The following is a 19,435-nucleotide window of genomic DNA, read 5'->3' as shown; positions in this document are numbered from 1 at the left end:
TCTCGTTTTCGCTCCCGTTCCCGTTCTCGTTTCCATTTCTGTTTTCGTTCCCATTTGCCGGTTCCCCCACGCCCGAGTACGACCTCGGCGTACAGTCGAACGTGTCCATTCACATACAACTTCCACAGCCGGGGTTCGGCACGTCCGGCCACGACGGCGAGAGCTGTACTGACGCTGTCGTCACGGCACTCGAAACGGGCTACCGGCACGTCGACACTGCCCAGATGTACGACAACGAACGGGCCGTCGGTCGTGCCCTCGAGCAAACCGATGTCGACCGCGACGAGATCTTCCTCGCGACGAAGGTCCACCCTTCGAACCTGGCCGGCGAGGACGTTCTCGAGACGACCCGCGAGAGCCTCGACCGTCTCGGCGTCGAGACCGTCGACCTGCTGTACGTTCACTGGCCGACCGGCGCTTACGACCCAGCGGATACCCTCCCCGCGTTCGACGAGGCCCGAACGCAGGGGCTGACCCGCCACGTCGGCGTGAGCAACTTCACCCCGAACCTCCTCCGTGAGGCCGCCGACACCCTCGACTCGCCGCTTCTCGCCCACCAGATCGAACTCCACCCGTGGCTCCAGCAGGACGAACTCGTCTCCCTCGCTCGGGAACGAGAGATACAGACGGTCGCGTACTGCCCGATCGCCCGCGGCGAACTCGCCGAGAGCGAGACGCTCCAGGAGATCGCGGCCGCCCACGATTCCGATCCGATCCAGATCGCGCTCGCCTGGCACTGCCAGCGCGACGGCGTCGTCCCGATCCCAAAAGCGACCGGCGACCACATCCGCGAGAACTACGCGGCGCGCGAGATCGATCTCGGCGAGGACGAGTTCGGCGAGATCAACGAACTCGATCGCGGTGAGCGGGTGGTCGATCCCGACGAAGCGCCCTGGAATCGATAGCCGTCTTCGCCGCCTCGTCGGTACGATCCGTGAGCAATGGTACCACGGCCGTGGCCACAAGTGATTAAGTACTCACAGGCGAGAGTCTGGGATATGGTTACCTTCCTCTCCGGGGGCACCGGAACGCCGAAATTGTTGGACGGTGCCGGCGTCGCGTTCTCACCGGAGGAGACGACGATCGTCGCCAACACGGGCGACGACATCGAACTCGGCGGACTGTTCGTCTCGCCGGACGTCGATACGTTGCTCTTTCAGGGCGGCGGGATCCTCGATCGGGAGCAGTGGTGGGGCATCGACGACGACACGCATCGAACCAATTCGGCGCTGATGGACATCGCCTCGGCCGCCGACCTTCCCGAGGGACCGCAGTACCTTCCGACGGAGAAACAGACCGCCGGGCGTGAACTCGCGAACTGGCGGCGCTTTTCCGGGGTCGCCGAGTTCATGACGATCGGCGACCGGGACCGGGCGGTCCACATCACGCGAACGAGTCTGATCGATCAGGGTCACACGCTGAGCGAGGCGACCGCACGACTCGCCGACGCGTTCGGACTCGACGTCGACCTCCTGCCGATGAGCGACGATCCCGTCGCGAGTCTTATCCACACGCCGGAGGGAATGATGCACTTCCAGGAGTACTGGGTCGGTCGTCGGGGCGAGCCGTCAGTCGACACCGTCGAGTTCCGCGGTTCGTCCACGGCGGAGCCAGCGCCGGGCGTGCTCGACGCGCTCGATGATACCGTCGTGATCGGCCCGTCGAATCCGGTGACGAGTATCGGGCCGATGCTCGCGCTGCCCGGGTTTGCGGACGCACTCGCTCAGACGACGGTCGTCGTCGTCTCCCCGTTCCTCGGCGACGACGCCTTCTCCGGGCCGGCCGGCGAGTTGATGCAGGCGGTCAACGCAGAACCGAGTACGTCCGGACTCGCGACCGCCTATCCGTTCGCCGACGCGTACGTGATCGACACGGACGACGACGCCGAGTTCGACCGCCCGACGATTCAGACGGACATCCGAATCGACTCCCAAGCGGATGCCAGACGAGTTATCCGTGCGGTCGCCGAAGCGATCGACATCGTCAGTTGAGTCACGATGTTCACGCCTCCGCTCGCACTCGCCAGCCTCAGCGGCGAATCGAACGCCGACTGGGCACGCGCTGGCTCCGAATACGCCGGGGCCGCGTTCCTCGGCGGCATCGCCCTCGACGCAGACGCCAGAGCAGCGGCGCGAGAACTCGTCGCCCGCGACCGCACCGAGTTCATCCCGGACGATCCGCTCGCCTTCATCGACCGCGAACTCGAGGCCCTGGCGGACGCGCCGATCCAGCCCGCGTTTAACGTTCGCAGTACGACGCCGGGCCCGATCGTCGAGGCGGCCCGCATCTGCGACGGCCACGACGCCTTCCTCGAGATCAACGCCCACTGCAGACAGGACGAACTCTGCGCCGTCGGCTGCGGCGAGACGCTCCTGGCCGACCGCGAGCGCCTCGCCGGCTACGTCGAGGCGGCCGCAGCCACCGGTGTCACCGTCGGCGCGAAAGTCCGCGCGGAGGTTCCCGGCGTCGAACTGCCGGCGCTCGCTCGTGAACTCGAACGCGCAGGGGCCGCGTTCGTCCACGTCGACGCGATGGACACCGAGTCGGTCATCGCCGACATCACCGCCTCGACGGACCTGTTCGTCGTCGCCAACAACGGCGTCCGCGACGACGAAACCGTTCGCGAGTACGCCGAATACGGGGCCGACGCGGTGAGCGTCGGCCGGCCGAGCGACAACCCCGTCGTGCTCGAACGCGTTCACGATGCTGCAACGCGCCGACTCGGCGAGCGAGCGAACGTCGACTCGAGTTCGTAACGCGGCCACCCGCCGACTCGCTGCCGACGACACCACGAAAAGATTTTCCAGCGGGCACACCTCCACCCCCTATGAGCCTCGACGACNTGACAACCCCGTCGTGCTCGAACGCGTTCACGATGCTGCAACGCGCCGACTCGGCGAGCGAGCGAACGTCGACTCGAGTTCGTAACGCGGCCCCCCGCCGACTCGCTGCCGACGACACCACGAAAAGATTTTCCAGCGGGCACACCTCCACCCCCTATGAGCCTCGACGACCTCTCCGCGGCAATGCAAGACTCCTACAGCGCGTTCGACGACGACCTCACCGTCTCGCTCGACCGCGAAACCCGAAACGAACTCGCGATGCTCGAAACGGCGCTCGAACCCGACGAAACGGACGAACTCGTTCGGCGCGCGATCCACATGCTCTTTCAGTCGAGCGTCGAGACCGGATCGCTCGATTTCCACCTGCGTTCGGGCTTCGACGTCACGTACGACGAGTACCTCTCTGGGATGACCTTCGACGAGATGACCGGCGCGGACCAGTATCCGACGATGGACGACGAGCGACGGTACCAGTTCTAGAGACTCGGCGCTTCCCGGCTTGCGAACTCGATCCACCAGTGGGACCGTCCGACATTCCGCTCGGTAGCGAATAACGTATGTGTTTTAATGTCACTTGAGAATTCAGTCTCCATAATAGGTGCGCTTATTGGTGCTGATCACTCGACTCCAACCATGGCAATCACCCAACGCGATACCGACACGACGTACCGCTGTCCATCCTGCGCCGGTGAACTCGCGGTCAGCTACGACTCCTTCGAGTGCGTAGACTGCGGATTCACGCCCCGTCACGGATCGGACTGAGAGAAGGAGAGAAATCAGCGTTTTACGGCCGCTATTCTGGGACGAGTTCTTGAACGACAAGCCGCAGGAAATCGGACCGCCGGATGACCGGAGTTAGTCGTCGTCGATCGGCGCTGCGCTCGAGAGCGCCTCGTCGATCTCTGCTTCTTCCATCTTCTCGACCAGCGCGTCGATGACGTCCTCGCGTTTGCCTTTGACGAACTTGATCGAGCCGACGACGAGGTGGCCGCCGCCGGAGACGCCGCCGCCCGGTACTTCGTCTTCGAGTTCGGAGACCATCTGCGGGATGTCGAGGCGGACGCCGTCCGAGCGCAGGACGGCGAAGTCGGGGCCGTAGCCGACCGTGATGACGGGATCGCCGGTTTCCTCGATCTTGCGGTCGTGAATTTCGCCGGTGGTCTTACCCGGTGCGGGGTAGGTAAAGCGGTGGGCGTAGTTTTCGACGTCGATCCGGTAGAGGTGAGCACCGTTGTCCAGGTCCTCGTGTTCGAGGTGGGACATGGCGGCGTCGAGTTGTTCGTCGACTTCTTCGCGGGCGCGGTTGGCGAAGAACGAGATGAGTTCGCGGTGGCGCTGCTCGTCGTCGCTGTCGATCTGGAGCAGGTCCTGGATCAGTTGGTCGCCGGAGTTATAGCGCAGCCAGAAGGCGGCGTAGTCGAGGGCTTCGCTGACGTCTTGCAGCCGATCCTCGTCGTAGCCTTCGTCGGCAGCGAGTTCGATGTAGTCGTCCAGCGCGTCGGCTTTCGAGCGGTCCGAGAGACCGGCGACAGCGGGGACGTGGCGGAGTTCGTCCGTGATGTCCGGGTAGATCATCCGGGCGAGTTCGACGCAGAGCATGCCCGTGGTGATCCGGTAGTCCTCGTCGTGGAGGTAGGGGTTGACGTGGGCGTCGAGGAGGTCGCCGACGGCGTCGGGATCGGGGTGGTGGTGATCGATCGCGACGATCGGAATGTCGTAGTGGGTCAGCGCCTCGTAGGCCGGCACGTCCTCGGCCGTCGAGCCGTTATCGAGCATCAGGAGCAGCGGGAGCTGCTGGCCGTGTTTTTCGCGGTCTTCGAGCGCGAAGTTCAAGTCCCGCGTGGCGTCTTCCATCTCGTAGAACGGGGCCTTCGCGGGCAGACGCTTGATGAGGTGCTGGGGCGCGTTTTCATCCTCGTGAACGTCGGCGATGAACCGCTCGAGTGCGATCTGAACGGGGACGGCAGCGCACATCCCGTCGCCGTCTGCGTGGTGGCGCACGCGGATCGGGCGGCCCTCGAGTACCGTCCGACGAAGCAACGTCGCGACCTCCTCTAGGTTCGGTCGCAGCTTTTCGAACGCGGGCCAGTCGATCAGCGAGTCCACATCGTGTGGCTCGGCGCGCTCTTCGAGTGCGGTATCGAGTCGCTCGCGGGCTTCCTCGGCGATTTCTCCCTCGAGTTTCGAGAGCCCGTCGACTTCGATCTGGACCGATCCCTCGCGGTGTTCGGGCGTCCCCGTAACGCGGACCACGTCGCCGACTTCGACCTGCGGATAGGCGCGAACGCCGGCCTCTTCGAATGCCGCACAGGGGACGACGCCGAACTCGTCGGTGATGTGGAAGATGGTCGGGCCGCCGGTCTGTTTGACCTGTACGACCTCGCCCTCGACGTGGATCTGTTCGCCGATCGAACTCTCGAGGCGGTTGGTTCCGGTCAGCGTGTAGTCGTGAGAGATACCTTCGACGGTATACTCGTCACCCTCGACATCGATATCGGCGGGTTCGAAGGCAAGATCGCCGTTATCCCGGACGGTTTCGAGTTCGACGACGAGTTCGTCGCCGACGGCGTAGGTGCCTTCGAGAACGGACTCGTGGACGAGTCCGGAGACGCTTTCGGAGAGATCGACGAAGACGCCGTAGTCGACAATGCCGTTGATTTCGGCGAGATAGGGCTGGTTTCGTTCGACATCGTCTGCGGTACAATCAGCATCGAGATCGTAGACGACGGAATCCCCGTCGTCGTCGCCGGGGACCCCGGCGGCCTCACGTGTCATCTTGAATGTCGGGTTAGTGACGGCCGCGTATAACCCTTGTCAAGCAGCGACGACAGCCTCGGACTGCCAGCAGGGCCGCAGAAGACGGCGTTCATCGGTTCTATCGGTTGTAGCGAGTAGTAACAGCGGCGGCGAGTGACTGCCGGACGGTCTTCGGGGTGTGGAGCGGGAACGAATCGTACTGGAGTCGGGAGGAGCCGCTGCATCGGAACGTTTAGCAACCGCAAGGCCGCAGGAGGTGATATGGGGCTGCTCGACGCGCTGTTTCGCTCGAACGAGATCCTCGGTATTGCCGAGGAAACCCTCGAGTTCGCCATGGAGTCTTCGGAGGCGTCCCATCCGAACGAGTATATGGGATTCCTGCGGGGAACCGAAGCGGAACGACTGGGGTTGGAGCGGGACGGGCTCGTCATCACGGACGTTCTCGTGGTGCCGGGGACCGAATCCAACAGCGTGAGCGCGACGGTCAAGACGAGCCAAATTCCGAACGACGTGAAGGCACTCGGAAGCGTTCACTCCCACCCGAACGGCGTTATCAGCCCGAGCAGTGCGGATCTACAGACCTTCGGTCGCGGCAGCGTCCACATCATTATCGGCGCGCCGTACCGCCAACACGACTGGAAGGCGTTCGACTCGCAGGGGAAGCGAACGACCCTGAACGTGATCGACGTCGACTTGCCCGAGACCGAGGACTTCTTCGATTTCACGCAGGCGGATATCGACGAGGAACTCCGGTGACAGCCGATGGCTGAAGGCGACGAGCACCGACGAAACGACGGCGGACGACCGCGACAGACCACGCACGACAAACGGCAACGAGCCGAGCAAGCTACGGACGTATGACAGACTCAGCATCTCAGTCGGACGAGCGGCGAGCACATTCACGATCGGATACGGACGCAGACGCGGACGGGAGTACGGATACGGACGGGGGAACGAACACGAACGGAGACACCGACAGAAACAGCCGCTCGAACACAGAGCCGAGTTCTCGAACGGTCATCGCTCAGGGGACCTTCGATATCCTCCATCCGGGTCACGTCCACTATCTCGAAGAGGCCGCCGCGATGGGCGAGGAACTGTACGTGATCGTCGCCCGCAAGGCAAACGTCGATCACAAGGAAGCGCCGATCTGCTCGGCGGCCCAGCGACGCGATGTCGTCGACGCACTCGAACCCGTCGACGAGGCCCTCCTCGGGCACGAAGAAGACATCTTCGTCCCGATCGAACGGATCGACCCGGACGTCATCGTCCTCGGCCACGACCAACACCACGACCCGGCGGCGATCCAGGCTGAACTCGACCGGCGGGAGATCGACTGTACGGTCGAGCGGGCGAGCGGGCGAGACCCCGCCCACGAGGATGAACTCCTTTCGACGCGGCTGATTATCGAGCGAATTCTCGACCGTCGCGGGTAAGCGGTACGCAGTCAGCCGTAAGCAATCAGCAGTTAGCCACCCGCCCGATCGCTGCTCGCTGAGAGCGGGCGGCCGCGGTGGTAGTGCACAACGTACAACGCCCACCGAGGGAAGCCAGCCGCGTCAATTTCTGCGCACGACTGGCGGTGGCAAGCGGAGTGAATCGACAGTGTGTCCCGTTTCGACGAAGTGCTCGATTGCGCGTTTCGAAATCTCGGCCTCGGTGTGGTCGCCCGCCGTATCGAACTGCCAGTCACACTCGAGACAGTACTTGTACATCTACTCGACCCTCGGTGATAGTTCGGGGAAAATCTCGTGCAGGAAATAGAAGGGGGAGCGGCCGGTAGACGGTGCTTACGCTCCGTCTAGGTCTGATTTAAGCCCCGGATTCGTCACCGCTCCGTTCGACGCCGAGCCGAAATCCCGACCGAACTTCGCTAACACGCCGTTGTCGTAGGCCGGATCCGGCTGGTCCCACTCCTCGCGGCGCGTCGCGAGTTCATCTTCTTCAACGTCGACATCGAGCGTCCGGTCGGGAATGTCGACCGTGATCTCGTCGCCGTCTTCGAGCAGGCCGATGGGGCCGCCGACGAACGCCTCGGGGGCGACGTGGCCGATCATCGGGCCGCGGGTGCCGCCGGAGAAGCGGCCGTCCGTGATGAGCGCCACGTCGTCCTCGTGGCCCGCGCCGACGACGGCCGCGGTGACGCCGAGCATCTCGCGCATGCCGGGCCCGCCCTTGGGTCCCTCGTTACGAATGACGATCACGTCGCCGCTCTCGATGTGACCTTCCTGGACGTACTCCATGGCAGCCTCCTCGTCCTCGAAGATCCGAGCCGGCCCCTGGTGGTAGAACTCGTCGTCGCCGGTGACCTTGAGCACCGCGCCGTCGGGGGCGAGGTTGCCCGAGAGGATCTTGATTGCGCCCTCGACCTCCTTGGGATCGTCGACGGGGTAGAGGAAGTCCGCGGAAACGTCGTCGTCGGCCGGCAGGTCGAGTCGGTCGAGTTCCTCCGCGACGGTCCGCCCGGTCACGGTCATCGCGTCGCCGTGGAACAGGTCGGCGTCGAGCAGGCGGCGGATGACGATCGGCACGCCGCCGATCTCGTGGAGATCGTTCATCACGCGGTCGCCGCCGGGCGCGAGGTCGGCGATCTTCGGCGTCCGGCGCGATATCTCGTCGAAGTCCTCGATGTCGAGGTCGACGCCGGCTTCGCGGGCGAGCGCGAGCAGGTGGAGGACGCCGTTCGTGGAGCCGCCGACAGCGGTCTGGAGCGCGATGGCGTTTTCGAAGGACTCGCGCGTGAGGATATCGGAGGGACGGCGGTCTTCTTCGACGACTTCGACGGCGAGTTCACCCGCGCGGCGGGCGACCTCGTAGCGCTCCTCGTCCTCGGCGGGCGGGGACGCGCTTCCCAGGGGTGCGAGGCCGAGGGCCTCCGAGAGGGAAGCCATCGTGTTCGCGGTGTACATCCCGCCGCACGAGCCCGCGCCGGGGCAGGCGTTGCGCTCGAGGCCGTCGAGTTCATCGGCGTCCATCTCGCCGGCGGCGTAGGTGCCGACCCCCTCGAAGACGTTGACGACGGTCACGTCCCGGCCCTCGTGCTGGCCCGGCATGATCGACCCGCCGTAGAGGAAGACGGAGGGAAGGTCCGTCCGGATCGCGGCCATCATCATTCCGGGCAGGTTCTTGTCGCAGCCCGCGACGGTGACGAGCCCGTCGATGCGCTCGCCGAACGTGACGAGTTCGACACTGTCGGCGATGAGTTCCCGCGAGATGAGCGACGCTTTCATCCCCTCGGTCCCCATCGAAATCGCGTCCGAGATCGTGATCGTGCCGAACTCGATGGGCATGCCGCCGGCCTCGTCGGCAGCGTCGAGGGCTGATTCGGCGACGTCGTCCAAGTGGACGTTACACGGCGTGATGTCCGCCGCCGGGTTCGGAACGCCGATCATCGGCGAGGAGAGATCCTCGCCGTCGAACCCCATCGCACGGAACATCGCTCGGTGGGGTGCCTTGTCAGGACCTTCGGTGACCTCGCGGCTCCGAAGGCGCTCGTCTTTGCCGTAGTCGAACTCGTCGCTGCTCATGCTCGGACCTTGTGGCAGGGAACCATAAGTCACCGTTTCTCGGACGTTCTTTCCAGCGGTGAGTGCATGGATCGCCGGACGGCGAAGCGGCGGATCGGACGAATGAAGTCGTCTACGCCTGATGGTCACGGATTTTGATCGATTCCGGAGGAAGAAAGCTTATATCCCGGCGTTTAGCTCATCGAAGCATGGCACGCGACGATCCGGTATCACAGGATACGAGCGTACAATCAGCTGAACAGCTTCCGAACCTCGTTACGATCGTAGGACGCGGCGTCCCCTCGACGTTCGAGATCGCCGTCGACGGCGAGATCGAGATGCTCGCGGACGACCCGGTCGCGGAGGCGACGATCGTCTCCGAAAAGGTCGCCGAGGGAACGATCGACGTCGGTGTCCAGCGGTTCCGATTCGCCGGCGAGATGGCGAACATCCACGTCGTCGATTGGAACGGCGTTCCGGCGTCCGAATCGCCGAGTACGCCGACCGTTCACGTCGAGTATGGATCGCCGAAACGATAGCGACCGCGTTTGCCGCGGATCCGACTGATCTGGGGTCCTTCTCTCGAAGTCCGACTCACCGGCAGTGAGATCGCTGGGCGCTGTTTACGGCCACAGAACGCTCGACGGCAGCCGCGCCCGTCTCCGGTCTCTCTCGTCGCTTCGAACTGCCGTCAGGCGTTGCCAGCGTCGAAACCCCCTTGCCGGAACCATCCGTACAACGGACACGACTTCCATGCGGCACTCGAGCGACCCGGCCACAACGCCAGCGCCATCGTCGTCAGCGGCGGGCACGGACAGGGTGACCGTCAGCGCCGGCGCTCGACTCCACGTCGGCTTTCAGAACCTCTCGCTCGCCCGCGAGCGCCTCTACGGCGGTATCGGTATCGGCCTCGCGGAACCCCGCGTCACCGTCGTCGCCACCCGCGCAACCGACGTCGTCGCCGACGATCCGCTCGTTCGGCGGTACGCGAGCCGCGCCGTCGATATCCTCGGCGTTCCCGGCGTTTCGCTGACTGTCGACGAGCAACTCCCCCGTCACGTCGGCCTCGGCAGCGGCACGCAACTTGCCCTCTCGATCCTCGCGGCGACGGCTCGAGTTCACGATCACGACCTCGACCCCGACCCCGACCACGATCACAATTACGACCCACAAATCCGTTCCCGCGCACCCGCCATGGGCCGCGGTGGTCGCAGCGGCGTCGGCGTCGCAACCTTCGAAAACGGCGGCTTCGTCGTCGACGCCGGCCACCCGACGAATCGATTCACGACCGCCCCGCCGGCGGAGGGCGACTGGACCGTTCCCCCGGTCGTCGCCCGCCACAACCTGCCCGACGACTGGCGCTTTCTCGTCGTCGTTCCCGACGCCGAACCCGGCCGCAGCGGCGAGGACGAGGACGCCAGCATGCGCGCCGTCGTCGAACGCGCCGACCCCGCGATCGCGGACGAACTCGCCGGCGTCGTCACCCGGAAACTACTGCCCGCGGCCGCCGCCGGCCGACTCGAAGCCTTCGGCGAAGCCGTCCGCGAGATCGGCCACAAGAACGGCGCGTGGTACGCCGACGCCCAGGGCGGCGTCTTCCGCCCGCCCGCCGGCGAACTCGTCGAAGAACTCGAGGGCTGTCCGGTGCTCTCCGGCGTCGGCCAGTCCTCGTGGGGACCGGTCGTCTACGGCGTCACCGACCGCGAGCACGCCGACGAGGCGGTGACTGCGGCCGAGAACGCACTCGCGGATCGTGAACTCGGCGGTTCGGTCATGCTTTCGCGTGCCGCCCCGTCGGGAGCGGGTGCCAGAATACGAGTCGACTGATCGAAACGCCGAGTGACGGACTGCGGGGAGGCGAGGGGCTTTTGCCGTGCGCGTTCGTACGCGACGGTATGCAGTTTTGCGACGATTGCGGCTCGATGATGAAGGCGGACGGCGATCGCATGGTCTGTGCGAACTGCGGTGCGACGAGCGAGCGGGACCGCGAGCGCGAAGACGAGTTCGTCACGACCGAAGCCCAGACCGACGACGACGTCATCGAGTCCGACGAGAACGCGAATTTCGAGGGCAAACCGAAGGCGACCGACATCGTCTGTGACGAGTGTGGGAACCAAGAAGCCTGGTACACACTGAAGCAGACGGCCTCGGCCGACGAGCCGCCGACGCGATTCTTCAAGTGTACCGAGTGTGGCCACCGCTGGCGCGGTTACAACTGAGCCGGAACCAACCGACGAACAACCAGCGGCGGACGCAACGTTCACAACTCCCCGCTCCTACCACTATACGAATACACGAATGCCTGATGGGCCGCAACTGCCCGGTGTCGAGGCCGCGGAGACGACCGACCGCATCGTTCTCCACGTCGACGCCGACTGCTTTTACGCCTCCTGTGAGCGCCTGCGCGAGCCCGAGTTACAGGAGTCGCCCGTCGTCGTCGGCATGGGGTACGAACCCGGCGAGACGGTCGGGGCCGTCGCGACGGCGAGCTACGAGGCCCGCGAGTTCGGCGTCGAAAGCGCACAGGCGATCTCGACCGCGCTCGAGCACCTGCCGCGCCGCGCCACACTCGATCCCGAGGCGGACGACCACGATCCCGAACTCGAACGCGAGGAGACCGGCTACTACCGCCCCGTCGACATGGACTACTACGAGTCCGTCGCCGCCGACGTGCGAACGATCCTCCACGACTGCGCGGAGACCGTCCGTGAAGTGAGCATCGACGAGGCCTACCTCGACGTGACGGAGCGAACCGCCTGGGAGGTCGCGGACGGCTTCGCTCGCCACATCAAGGATCGCATTCGACGCGAGGTCGGCATCGACGTTAGCATCGGCGTCGCGCCGACGATGAGCGCCGCCAAGATCGCAAGCGACTTCGACAAACCCGACGGATTGACCGTCGTCCGGCCCGGCGAGGTCCGGGAGTTTCTGGCCCCGCTCGACGTCGAGTTGCTTCACGGCGTCGGTCCCGTCACGGCGCGTGAACTCCGAGCGATGGGACTCGAAACGGCCGCCGACGTCGCCGCAGCGGACCCCGACCCGCTCGTCGACCGCTTCGGCGAACGCGGCCGCGAACTGTACGACCGCGCGCGCGGCGAGGACGACCGCCGCGTGGAACCGAAGGGCGATCCGAAGAGCTTCTCCCGCGAATCGGCCTTCGCCGATCCCGTCTCCGATCCGGACCCGAAATACGAACAGATCGAAACACTCGCCGCAGCCGTCGCCGACCGCGCGCAACGGGAGGGCGCGCTGTACAGAACCGTCGGCGTCAAGGCCGTCCTCCCGCCGTTCGACGTCAACACCAGGGCCCGGTCGCTCCCCGGCCCCGTCGACGACCCCGAACTCGTCGACCGGATCGCGCGCGAACTCTTCACCGAGTTCGACGCGGAACCCGTCCGGAAACTCGGCGTTCGCGTGGCCAACCTCGAGTTCGCGACGGCTGATCAGACGAGTCTCGACGGGTGGGAGGGTGCTGTCGCCTCCGCTGACCGGGACCGTCCTGCGGTGGACGACGGTGACGATAGTGACGATAGTGACGATAGTGACGACGGTGACGACGGTGGGCAAGACGACGAGACACCGTCACCATCCCCGTCGAAATCAGCGCGGAAATCGGAACCCGAAGCGGTTGCCGAGACGACTGATATGCATCACGAAACCGGTCCGCAGGACGAAGCCCACCCATCCGATAGCAGTGAGTCTCCCGCAGACGCGTCTGTACCCGGAGGCCAGACCCTTTTGAGCGACTTCCTGTAGTTCGGCATCGTTCCAGCATATGTTTGAAACAACACACTATTGGTAAGAAAAAGCGAACAACGAGAACACTGATATTATAACAGTTCACGAATAACGCCACTCTAGACAGTACGCTCTCGATCGTTTATGACTGAGGATTTCTACGACCTTCTCGAACTCTCTGCCGACGCCTCCCAAGATGAACTCAAGGAGGCCTACCGCGAGCAGGTCCGCGTCTATCACCCGGATCTGAACGACGACGATCGCGCGCAGGCGCAGTTCGTCGCCGTCAAGAAAGCCTACGAAATCCTCAGCGACCCGGTCGAGCGCCAGGCCTACGACCGGCTCGGACACAAGGATTACGTCGCAAAGCGGACGAGCGGCATTCCCTCGCCCGATATCTGGGCCGATACTGATACCGATGCCGACGACACGAGTTCAGCGACTGCATCGAGCGGGAACTCGAGCGGTAAAACGAGGAGTGGCTCGTCGCGGACGAACACGGGATCGAAGCAAAAACGAACGCAGCGAACGAAGACGAAAACGGGGGCGAGTAGCAGCGATGGCAACCGCCGCAGTAACCGGACGACGAGCAACCGCAGTTCTGGCACCAGTTCGCGGTCCGGCGCTACGTCGAGTTCGAGCACTCGTTCGTCGTCCACTGGCTCCTCGAGCACGACTGGCCGCTCGACCGGTCGTTCCTCGAACTCGAGTCAGTCGACATCGCGGTCGCAGGCGAGTTCGTCGAACGCAGCGAGTTCGGCACGTTCGTCCGGGTCGAGTACCGGTTCGAGTTCAGGGTCGTCGCGTTCGAATACGACGCAGAATGCGGGGGCGAGCGCATCGCGAACTGGGGGGAGTACGGGCTCAAAGACAGGCGGGTCAAGTACCGGAACCCGTCAGTCGTCAGGTGGAACGACGAGTTCGGCGTCGACTGGGACCGGGACTGGGACGGGGGCGAACCAGCGCCGGAAGCGGCGTCGGTCCTCGTCCTCAGGGACTGGGACCGAGACCCGTTCAGAAACCGCTCGAGCCGACGCCAGGACGGAAATGGACGCGGGCACAGACTCGAATGCTGACGAACAAACGACCCGATTCCGGCGGCTCCGAAACAACGCCGTCGCCCGTTGGTGGCGTCGCCAACGATTCGGGCTCACGCTGCTCTGGCTCTCCGTGCTCATCTACGCGCTCGGCCTCGGCGACTTCGCGCTCGGCAACCGAACCGCACTCGAAACGCTCCGGGCAGACCTGCTCGCTATCGGTCCCGATCCGAACGGCCTCTGGACGGCCATCACGAGCGGTCGCTACGGCATCGATACTGGAACCGAGTTCATCGTCAGATCCGAACTCGTCGCGCCGCCGGTCGAGCCGGTGCAGTGGTACGCCGCATTGACCGGCCTCGTCGGCGTCGTGCTCCTCGCGCTGCTGGCCGTGCGTCTCGGCTGGCGCGAGGAGTCCTGGGACCCGGTGTCGATCGACGAGACGATCCTGCTCTCGATCGCACTCGCCATCTCGACGACGCTCGTCGGCGGCCCGCTGCTCGCCGGCGCGGTGCTGATGCCGTTCCTGTTCACCGTTATCGTCGGCCACACGAGGCGCGGGCCGGGCTGGACGCCCTCGTACCTGTACGTCCTGCCCGTCCTGGCCCCGCTCTGTGGCTTCGCTCTCGGGGCTACCGGCTCCGCGACGCTACCGATTGAACTCGTCACCTTCGTCGTGCTGCCGGTCGTCGGCGGACTCGGATTGCCGCTGCGAGCGACGATCAGAAAGCATTTCGGCCGCTAACGGCCTATCCGACCCGCGTCGCGACGCCTTTGGTCTGCCGGTAGTCGCTCTCGAGAACGGCGGTCAGTTTGTCCACGAGCGCCGCCTGATCGCCGTCCTCCCACTCCACGGGGTTCCTGATCGGAATGACCATGAATCCGCGACCGCGGAGGTCGCTGGCGTGAAGCGCCGGCATATCGAGATCGACGCGCCGGCGCTGTGTCGTGTACTCCCGAAGGACGTGATCGGTCGCTCGTTCGCCGACCGGCAGCAGGATGTGCGCATTGATCGCCCGTAATTCGGCATCGAAGTATCGCTCGAGATCCGCGTATTCCTGTTCGGTCGGCCGGTGACCATCCGGTACACAGCACATGTGCAGATAGCTCCAGTAGCAGTTGTCGAGTTCAGGCTGCTCCCGTGGCCCCGTCGCGAAATCACGGTCGACGTCGCGGAGGGCGGTCTGGATTGCGAGACCGGCCTCGGTTTCGGTGAACGGGACGCCGGTTCGTTTCCCGCCGTGGACGCCGGGATAGTCGCCGATAACGTGGAAATCGGCGTTGGCGTCACCGTAGCCGAAGACGGCCGTTCGGTCGTCTGCGCCGGTGCGGTCGAACGGTGGTCTGAGTCCGAACGGGTTACTCGTCCTGTCGGTGACGGTTTGCACGGATAGAGAAAGGAGACTGAGTCCCATAACGGCCGCGATTGTGGCTGCGGGCTGGCCGTGACCGGCGTCTCCGGCCCTGCAGCCGGCGTTCAGTTCGCCCGTAGTCGCGTTCAGTCCGTCCCGTTTCGGCTTTCGGGTCGATCCGTAGTCGGTTCGGGTTCGGTTTGGCTGCCATCGTGGGTTCCGTCACCGTCGGCGGACGGCACTGTCTCGTCATATCGATACTCGGACCCGCCATCCAGCGGCCGGGCAGTGTGCAGCGTCGGGTCGACACTCGATTGCTGGCAGGACTGAGACTGCGTCGATTGGTGTGGCTCGATAGCGAGCGTCGACCCGATGAGCGTCGAGAGCCCACGCCGAAGCCGCTGTGAAACCGCCGAGTCGGAAATTCCGAGTTCGGCACCGAGTTCGACGAGCGTCGTCTCGCGTGGCACGTCGAAGTAGCCCGCCTCGTAGGCGGCGACGATGAGGCTCCGCTGTGGCTGGGTCAGCCCGAATCGGTCGTCGCCGGTCGGGCCGACGGCCTCGTGGAGACGGACGAGTTCGATCGGGATCTCGCAGTCGACACAGTCCCTGTAGAACTGCGAGAGCGCATCGTAGGACGGGAACCAGAGTCGGAACGTCCAGCGATCTGCGGTGCCGACGGCATCCGTCACCAGCGCATCGCTCTCTCGAATCGAGGCGAGAATCCCGTTGCTGTCGTCGGTCCACTCGATTTCCACGAGGACCGTCTCGATGAACTCGTCGAGGACGGAGACGTCGGTGACGACTGACCGCGTCTCGAGCGTGGCGACGACGGTGTCGGCGATAGCGGCGGGGACCCAGAGATAGGGGATGAGACCGTCACCGGTCGGAATCGTCGTTTCGATAGAAACCGTCGCCTCGGGGGCGGACGCGGTGTCGAGAAGCGATCCGAGTGGGAACGCCGTTGCGGGGACGGCGACGGTTGCGATGAGACTCATTACTAAATTATTCGCACGCATACATTCACGTGGACTTACAAGAAGGGTTCCGTTAGGTATCGAAGTTATTTATAAGAGAGAGGCGACGTCGAACGGCAATAGTGCCGCAGTGACGGCGACAGGAGCGGACTACTGTCCACTGCGGTAGATTCCTGCGGCGAACGCGAGCAACAGCGCGGTGGCGAGGACGACGTAGAACTGATCGAGCACTGGGCTGTACGTCATGACTGCGCGGCGACCGAGGTAGGCGACGGCGAGCGCGAGGACGGTCGTTCCGGTGAGCAGTCCGACTAGCGTGCGGTCATCGTATCGCCAGCGCCCGGTCATGGTAGCGACGATGCTTGCGGCGATCAGCGTCAGCGTCACGCCGTACTGGAGGAGTTGCATCGTCGGCGTGTACTCGGTCACCATCCCGAGATCGGTCGGACTCAGAGCGACATGTGCCGGGAGGGCGAGCAACCCGATGCCGAGTGCGCCGCGGACGTGGGTTGTAGACAGTGAGTTCTTCCAGACGAGCGTCGTCGCGACGACGAACATCGTAAAGATCAGGATTGCGGTCCAGAAGTGCAGGGAGAGGATGTCCATCGTATACTGGGTGACGGTCGCCCGACCGAGGTAGACCTGGACCGGCGTAAGAACCATCCCGAGAACGACCAGTGCTGCGACTCGGCGGTCGACAGTCGGGCTGCGCCAGGCAGCAATCGCGGAGCCGATGATGGCGAATCCGGCGAACATGGCGACGAACCGGTGGAACCACTCGTAGAAACTGGGCAGGTTCGCCGGCAGCAGGTTGTACGGCCCGGCATCGCACTGCGGCCAGTTCTGCTGGCAGGCGAGTCCCGAACCCGTCGCCTTCGCAGCGATCCCGAGGAGAATCGTCCCCGCAACGAGTGCGAGCGTCGCCGCGAGCAGGTGTCGAAAGCCGAACCGAGCGATCAGCGAGCGAGGTCTCACGTCGGAGGTCTGACTGTCGGACGACACGGATAGCGGGAGTTAGGACCAGCCGTACTTACATTGCCCGAGTCGGACGTAGTCAAAGTCGCCCGAACACGTACCCGTCGAGTTCCGTTTCGATAGTAACGACTGAAACGGTTTCCAACGAATCGCACGATAGCTGTGCGAGTAGGTGTAGACTGACGTTCAGTGACTACTCTAGTGTCTGCCTTCTGCATATCGCTTCGCTCCGGGCGATCGTCTCCACGTGTCGATGCTCGCACCCGCGTACGCTCCTCGTACACGAGACGCGGTCTCTGTCGCCCGCCGAAAGGGTCCGCCGCATTCAAGGCCCCGCCACGCCAGCACCCCGCATGGACAAACGCGAGCGACTTGACACCTACCTCAAGACCCACGAGTTCGACTCGGTGTGGTTCGCCGAACCGAACTCGTTCGCCTGGCTGACGGGCGGCGATAGCGTCATCGACCGCGAGGCACCGACCGGCGTTGCCGCGGTGGGTTACGACGGAACGGCGCTGCGGGTCGTCACGGCGAACAACGAAGCGAATCGGATCGCAGCGGAGGAACTTCCCGACCTCGACACGGATACAGTCTCCGTCGAGCAGTTCGACTGGTACGCCGGTTCGCTCGCCGATGCGATCGTCGCCCGCGTCGGGACCGGGGAGGACGCTGCTGCCGATATCGACGTTCCCGGCCTGGAGCAAATCGACCCGACGCCGTTGCGCCAACCGCTGACCGAACGCGACCGCGAGCGCTACCGGCGGCTCGGCGAGGAGACGGCAGCCGCCGTCGAATCCGTCTGTCGGGAACTGCGCGCCGACGACAGCGAGCGCGAGGTTGCGTCGGCGCTGCGAGTTGCGCTGTCTGCCCGCGACATCGAGGCCCCGGTCGTCCTCGTCGGCGGCGCAACGCGCGCCCAACAGTATCGCCACTACACGCCGACCGATGCCGTCCTCGGCGATTACGTCCTCGTCTCGGTGACGGCACAGCGGGACGGCCTCCACGCGAGCTGTACCCGGACCGTCGCATTCGACCCCCCGTCGTGGCTCGCGGATCGCCACGAGGCAGCCGCCCGCGTCGAGGCCACGGCGCTCGCGGCGACGCAGGAGGTGGCCAACGCCGGTGGGACGGCCGGCGCTGTCTTCGAATCGATCCAACACGCCTACGAGGCGGTCGGTCACGCGGGCGAGTGGGAGCACCACCACCAAGGCGGCGCTGCCGGCTTCGCCGGCCGAGAGTGGATCGCCACGCCGGACCACGAGGCACCGGTTGAAGAGCCGATGGCCTACGCCTGGAACCCAACCGTCCAGGGCGCGAAAAGCGAAGACACCGTACTCGTCACCGCCGACGAGTGCAGCGTGCTGACGACGACCGACACCTGGCCGACGACGACGGTCCGGGCCGTCGATCGTGACCGCGAGTTCGAGCGGCCGGCCGTGCTTGAACTCGAGAATGAGGCGTAGCGGGTGTTCTGCTGACGACGCGAGTCGCGTCTGTACGCATCTTACTCGGAGGAGTTGTGATCGTGGTTCTGGTTGTAGTCGTGGTCGTCGTCGGTCGACTCGTTTGTCCGTTCGTCTCCGGGGGCCGTTGGCTCCTGTTCGTCGTCATTGTCGACTGTGATCGTGACAGGTTCGGAATCGTCGATAGTCTCGTCGTCGCCCTCGGTCGATCGGTCGAGGACGCGATCGAGCGTGAAAATCGTGTTCAGTTCCTGCTGGACCTGGTCGACGACGCCACCGACGAGTTCACTCGGCTGGATGGCGGTGTATTCGTAGGGGTTGTTGCCCGCACCCTCGCTGGCTCGTTTCTGTCGGGTGACGCGGTCTTCCGCGTGGAGTTCTGCGAGGGCTTCGCGGACGGTGCTCGGGTAGAGGCCGGTCCCTTTGGCGACTTCTTCGGAGGTGCTGGCCGGGTTTGCGAGCAGGTGGACGTAGATCTTCGCGCGGGTTTCGGTGTCGAGGATCCACGAGAGTAGGTCGACGATGCGCTGGTCGACTTCCTCGGCAGCCGTGGCGCGCAGTTCGTCGTCGCTGTTGTCGGCTGGGCGTGAGTTCGTCCCGTCCGTGCTGACACCGGTGTCGTTCTCTCCGTGTGGTCGTCCGGTGCCCTCGTCGACCCGGTGCTCGTCGGTGTCGTCTGAATCCATGGCTCCTCTCGTCCAAGATACAGTCTCGCTCGCGGTTAAACCTTTGTAAGGTGAAAGACACCATCACGAACCTGATGGTCAGGTACTGGCGGCCGTGGAGA

At 64.7% G+C, this 19,435-nt stretch carries 20 protein-coding genes; 13 read left to right on the top strand and 7 right to left on the bottom strand.

All coding sequences use genetic code 11. From position 1 onward, the window contains the following. Positions 1–101 precede the first annotated feature (101 nt). The 5 genes from C480_RS14450 (at position 102) to C480_RS24560 (ending at position 3,605) form a co-directional block, all read left to right on the top strand. Entirely contained in the window at positions 102–905 is an 804-nt protein-coding gene (locus C480_RS14450) for an aldo/keto reductase (protein WP_006666358.1), read from the top strand. 93 nt (positions 906–998) lie between these two features. Then, positions 999–1,991 (top strand): 2-phospho-L-lactate transferase, encoded by a 993-nt coding sequence (cofD, locus tag C480_RS14445; RefSeq protein ID WP_006666357.1) that lies wholly within the window; start codon positions 999–1,001, stop codon positions 1,989–1,991. Between the two features lie 6 nt (positions 1,992–1,997). Then, positions 1,998–2,756 (top strand): tRNA-dihydrouridine synthase, encoded by a 759-nt coding sequence (locus C480_RS14440; protein ID WP_006666356.1) that lies wholly within the window; start codon positions 1,998–2,000, stop codon positions 2,754–2,756. A gap of 243 nt (positions 2,757–2,999) precedes the next feature. Beyond that, complete coding sequence (locus C480_RS14435) at positions 3,000–3,323, top strand: hypothetical protein (RefSeq protein WP_006666355.1); 324 nt, start codon at positions 3,000–3,002, stop codon at positions 3,321–3,323. A gap of 153 nt (positions 3,324–3,476) precedes the next feature. Beyond that, positions 3,477–3,605: a hypothetical protein gene (locus C480_RS24560; protein ID WP_006666354.1), complete on the top strand. Its 129-nt coding sequence runs from the start codon at positions 3,477–3,479 to the stop codon at positions 3,603–3,605. 93 nt (positions 3,606–3,698) lie between these two features. Here the strand turns inward: C480_RS24560 and C480_RS14430 are convergent, their stop codons facing one another. Beyond that, complete coding sequence (locus tag C480_RS14430; RefSeq protein WP_006666353.1) at positions 3,699–5,618, bottom strand: DHH family phosphoesterase; 1,920 nt, start codon at positions 5,616–5,618, stop codon at positions 3,699–3,701. Positions 5,619–5,861: 243 nt separating this feature from the next. Between C480_RS14430 and C480_RS14425 the strand changes: the two genes are divergently transcribed. Together C480_RS14425 and C480_RS14420 are read left to right on the top strand one after the other, a co-directional pair. After that, positions 5,862–6,356, top strand: coding sequence for a Mov34/MPN/PAD-1 family protein (locus tag C480_RS14425; protein ID WP_006666352.1), 495 nt, complete (start codon positions 5,862–5,864; stop codon positions 6,354–6,356). Positions 6,357–6,457: 101 nt separating this feature from the next. After that, on the top strand, positions 6,458–7,036 hold the full coding sequence (locus C480_RS14420) for an adenylyltransferase/cytidyltransferase family protein (protein ID WP_006666351.1): 579 nt from the start codon (positions 6,458–6,460) through the stop codon (positions 7,034–7,036). 123 nt (positions 7,037–7,159) lie between these two features. Here C480_RS14420 and C480_RS23870 read toward each other — a convergent pair whose 3' ends face one another. Beyond that, positions 7,160–7,315: a hypothetical protein gene (locus tag C480_RS23870; RefSeq protein WP_006666350.1), complete on the bottom strand. Its 156-nt coding sequence runs from the start codon at positions 7,313–7,315 to the stop codon at positions 7,160–7,162. Positions 7,316–7,390: 75 nt separating this feature from the next. Continuing rightward, on the bottom strand, positions 7,391–9,127 hold the full coding sequence (gene ilvD / locus C480_RS14415) for a dihydroxy-acid dehydratase (protein ID WP_006666349.1): 1,737 nt from the start codon (positions 9,125–9,127) through the stop codon (positions 7,391–7,393). Positions 9,128–9,315: 188 nt separating this feature from the next. On the opposite strand from ilvD, the gene C480_RS14410 reads away from it, so the two are divergent. The 5 genes from C480_RS14410 (at position 9,316) to C480_RS23515 (ending at position 14,626) form a co-directional block, all read left to right on the top strand. After that, positions 9,316–9,645 carry a hypothetical protein gene (locus tag C480_RS14410; RefSeq protein WP_006666348.1) on the top strand — a complete coding sequence of 110 codons (330 nt, stop codon included), beginning with the start codon at positions 9,316–9,318 and terminating at the stop codon, positions 9,643–9,645. Between the two features lie 214 nt (positions 9,646–9,859). Next, positions 9,860–10,933: a beta-ribofuranosylaminobenzene 5'-phosphate synthase family protein gene (locus C480_RS14405; RefSeq protein WP_049903733.1), complete on the top strand. Its 1,074-nt coding sequence runs from the start codon at positions 9,860–9,862 to the stop codon at positions 10,931–10,933. Between the two features lie 68 nt (positions 10,934–11,001). After that, complete coding sequence (locus tag C480_RS14400) at positions 11,002–11,325, top strand: transcription factor S (RefSeq protein WP_006666346.1); 324 nt, start codon at positions 11,002–11,004, stop codon at positions 11,323–11,325. Between the two features lie 79 nt (positions 11,326–11,404). Beyond that, positions 11,405–12,862 (top strand): DNA polymerase Y family protein, encoded by a 1,458-nt coding sequence (locus tag C480_RS14395; RefSeq protein ID WP_006666345.1) that lies wholly within the window; start codon positions 11,405–11,407, stop codon positions 12,860–12,862. 126 nt (positions 12,863–12,988) lie between these two features. After that, complete coding sequence (locus C480_RS23515) at positions 12,989–14,626, top strand: J domain-containing protein (RefSeq protein ID WP_161607011.1); 1,638 nt, start codon at positions 12,989–12,991, stop codon at positions 14,624–14,626. Between the two features lie 4 nt (positions 14,627–14,630). Here C480_RS23515 and C480_RS14375 read toward each other — a convergent pair whose 3' ends face one another. From C480_RS14375 to C480_RS14365, 3 genes are all read right to left on the bottom strand, one after another. Continuing rightward, positions 14,631–15,296: a uracil-DNA glycosylase family protein gene (locus C480_RS14375; RefSeq protein WP_006666340.1), complete on the bottom strand. Its 666-nt coding sequence runs from the start codon at positions 15,294–15,296 to the stop codon at positions 14,631–14,633. An 83-nt stretch (positions 15,297–15,379) separates the two neighbouring features. After that, on the bottom strand, positions 15,380–16,231 hold the full coding sequence (locus tag C480_RS14370) for a helix-turn-helix domain-containing protein (protein WP_006666339.1): 852 nt from the start codon (positions 16,229–16,231) through the stop codon (positions 15,380–15,382). Between the two features lie 129 nt (positions 16,232–16,360). Then, positions 16,361–17,212 carry a COX15/CtaA family protein gene (locus tag C480_RS14365; protein ID WP_006666338.1) on the bottom strand — a complete coding sequence of 284 codons (852 nt, stop codon included), beginning with the start codon at positions 17,210–17,212 and terminating at the stop codon, positions 16,361–16,363. A 326-nt stretch (positions 17,213–17,538) separates the two neighbouring features. Here C480_RS14365 and C480_RS14360 point away from each other — a divergent pair, with 326 nt between their 5' ends. Then, positions 17,539–18,648: a M24 family metallopeptidase gene (locus tag C480_RS14360; RefSeq protein WP_006666337.1), complete on the top strand. Its 1,110-nt coding sequence runs from the start codon at positions 17,539–17,541 to the stop codon at positions 18,646–18,648. Between the two features lie 41 nt (positions 18,649–18,689). Here C480_RS14360 and C480_RS14355 read toward each other — a convergent pair whose 3' ends face one another. Then, on the bottom strand, positions 18,690–19,334 hold the full coding sequence (locus C480_RS14355; RefSeq protein ID WP_006666336.1) for a helix-turn-helix domain-containing protein: 645 nt from the start codon (positions 19,332–19,334) through the stop codon (positions 18,690–18,692). Positions 19,335–19,435: the final 101 nt, after the last annotated feature.

The sequence above is a fragment of the Natrialba aegyptia DSM 13077 genome, from assembly GCF_000337535.1.
In the GTDB taxonomy this organism is placed as follows: domain Archaea; phylum Halobacteriota; class Halobacteria; order Halobacteriales; family Natrialbaceae; genus Natrialba; species Natrialba aegyptia.
This window is presented reverse-complemented; position numbering and strand designations above follow the sequence as displayed.

Coding starts and splice junctions, on each gene's coding strand:
- C480_RS14355 (WP_006666336.1), bottom strand. CDS start 19,334: ATGGATTCAGACGACACCGACGAGCACCGGGTCGACGAGGGCACCGGA.
- C480_RS23870 (WP_006666350.1), bottom strand. CDS start 7,315: ATGTACAAGTACTGTCTCGAGTGTGACTGGCAGTTCGATACGGCGGGC.
- C480_RS14425 (WP_006666352.1), top strand. CDS start 5,862: ATGGGGCTGCTCGACGCGCTGTTTCGCTCGAACGAGATCCTCGGTATT.
- C480_RS14410 (WP_006666348.1), top strand. CDS start 9,316: ATGGCACGCGACGATCCGGTATCACAGGATACGAGCGTACAATCAGCT.
- C480_RS14430 (WP_006666353.1), bottom strand. CDS start 5,618: ATGACACGTGAGGCCGCCGGGGTCCCCGGCGACGACGACGGGGATTCC.
- C480_RS24560 (WP_006666354.1), top strand. CDS start 3,477: ATGGCAATCACCCAACGCGATACCGACACGACGTACCGCTGTCCATCC.
- C480_RS23515 (WP_161607011.1), top strand. CDS start 12,989: ATGACTGAGGATTTCTACGACCTTCTCGAACTCTCTGCCGACGCCTCC.
- C480_RS14395 (WP_006666345.1), top strand. CDS start 11,405: ATGCCTGATGGGCCGCAACTGCCCGGTGTCGAGGCCGCGGAGACGACC.
- C480_RS14375 (WP_006666340.1), bottom strand. CDS start 15,296: ATGGGACTCAGTCTCCTTTCTCTATCCGTGCAAACCGTCACCGACAGG.
- ilvD (WP_006666349.1), bottom strand. CDS start 9,127: ATGAGCAGCGACGAGTTCGACTACGGCAAAGACGAGCGCCTTCGGAGC.
- C480_RS14360 (WP_006666337.1), top strand. CDS start 17,539: ATGGACAAACGCGAGCGACTTGACACCTACCTCAAGACCCACGAGTTC.
- C480_RS14400 (WP_006666346.1), top strand. CDS start 11,002: ATGCAGTTTTGCGACGATTGCGGCTCGATGATGAAGGCGGACGGCGAT.
- C480_RS14435 (WP_006666355.1), top strand. CDS start 3,000: ATGAGCCTCGACGACCTCTCCGCGGCAATGCAAGACTCCTACAGCGCG.
- cofD (WP_006666357.1), top strand. CDS start 999: ATGGTTACCTTCCTCTCCGGGGGCACCGGAACGCCGAAATTGTTGGAC.
- C480_RS14440 (WP_006666356.1), top strand. CDS start 1,998: ATGTTCACGCCTCCGCTCGCACTCGCCAGCCTCAGCGGCGAATCGAAC.
- C480_RS14420 (WP_006666351.1), top strand. CDS start 6,458: ATGACAGACTCAGCATCTCAGTCGGACGAGCGGCGAGCACATTCACGA.
- C480_RS14405 (WP_049903733.1), top strand. CDS start 9,860: ATGCGGCACTCGAGCGACCCGGCCACAACGCCAGCGCCATCGTCGTCA.
- C480_RS14370 (WP_006666339.1), bottom strand. CDS start 16,231: ATGAGTCTCATCGCAACCGTCGCCGTCCCCGCAACGGCGTTCCCACTC.